The organism is Methylobacterium sp. J-043 (assembly GCF_022829505.1).
GTDB lineage: Bacteria > Pseudomonadota > Alphaproteobacteria > Rhizobiales > Beijerinckiaceae > Methylobacterium > Methylobacterium extorquens_A.
On record NZ_JAKSYB010000003.1, the window covers coordinates 1 to 1,150 of the forward strand.

Genomic DNA, 1,150 nt, shown 5'->3' on the forward strand with positions numbered 1-1,150 from the left:
CGCATGGCGCCTCAACGCACTGGCCCCGGCCATTCTGGCCGCCGAGACGAAGCGGCAGGGCATCCAGCTCGTCCCCGTCTCGACCGACTACGTGTTCGACGGCGCGGGCGAGGGCTTCTACGCTCCCGATGTGCCGGTGAATCCGCAAAGCGACTACGGTGCCAGCAAGGCCTCCGGCGCGATGGCGGTCCGTTGCTGCCAGCCGGGCCACGCGATCGTGCGCACCGCCTGGGTGGTTAGCCCGCACCGGGGCAACTTCGTGAAGACGATGCTGCGGCTCTCGGGCGAGCGGGACAAACTCACCGTTGTCGATGACCAGCACGGTTGCCCGACCGCCGCAGCCGATCTCGCAAGCGCGCTCGCCACCATCGCCCTGCGGCTGGCCGGCGACGAGGCTGCGCCCACCGGCACCTTTCACTGCGTCAACGACGGCGCGACCACGTGGTGCGACTTCGCCCGCGCGATCGTCGCGGGCTCGGCCCGGCGCGGCGGACGCATCGTGCCGGTCGAGGGCATCCCGACCTCCGCCTACCCGACCCCGGCCCGGCGTCCGGTGAACTCGCGCCTCTCCACCCAGAGCCTGACCGACGCCTACGGCATCGCGCCCCGCCCCTGGGAGCAGGCGCCCGACGACATCCTCGACCGGCTGGTCGGGCCGGTCCGCCCCCACTTATCAGGACGTTTTTCGCATGAAGGGCATCGTGCTCGCCGGCGGCTCCGGCACAAGGCTCCACCCGGCCACGCTGGCGATCAACAAGCAGCTGCTGCCGGTCTACGACAAGCCGATGATCTACTATCCGATCTCGGTGCTGATGCTCGCCGGTGCCGAGCAGTTCGGCCTGACCTTCTCCTACGCGGTGCAGCCGCGGCCCGAGGGGCTGGCCCAGGCCTTCATCATCGGCCGCGACTTCGTCGGGACGGACGACGTGGCGCTGGTGCTCGGCGACAACCTGTTCTTCGGCAACGGCATGAGCGACCTGCTCGCCAAGGCCCGCGCCCGCAAGAGCGGGGCGACGGTGTTCGCCTACCACGTCGATCATCCGGAGGCCTACGGCGTCGTCACCCTCGACGAGACCGGCCGGCCCCTGCGGCTGGTGGAGAAGCCCAAGACGCCAGAGAGCCCCTGGGCGGTGACGGGCCTGTACTTCTA

The 1,150-nt window shown here is 70.3% G+C and carries 1 protein-coding gene and 1 pseudogene; both read left to right on the top strand.

Going from position 1 to position 1,150, the window contains the following annotated elements:
- Positions 1-670: pseudogene (locus tag MKK50_RS00035) on the top strand (SDR family oxidoreductase); the annotation flags it as partial.
- A 19-nt stretch (positions 671-689) separates the two neighbouring features.
- A partial coding sequence (locus MKK50_RS00040) for a sugar nucleotidyltransferase (RefSeq protein WP_499019515.1) occupies positions 690-1,150 on the top strand: 461 nt, incomplete at its 3' end.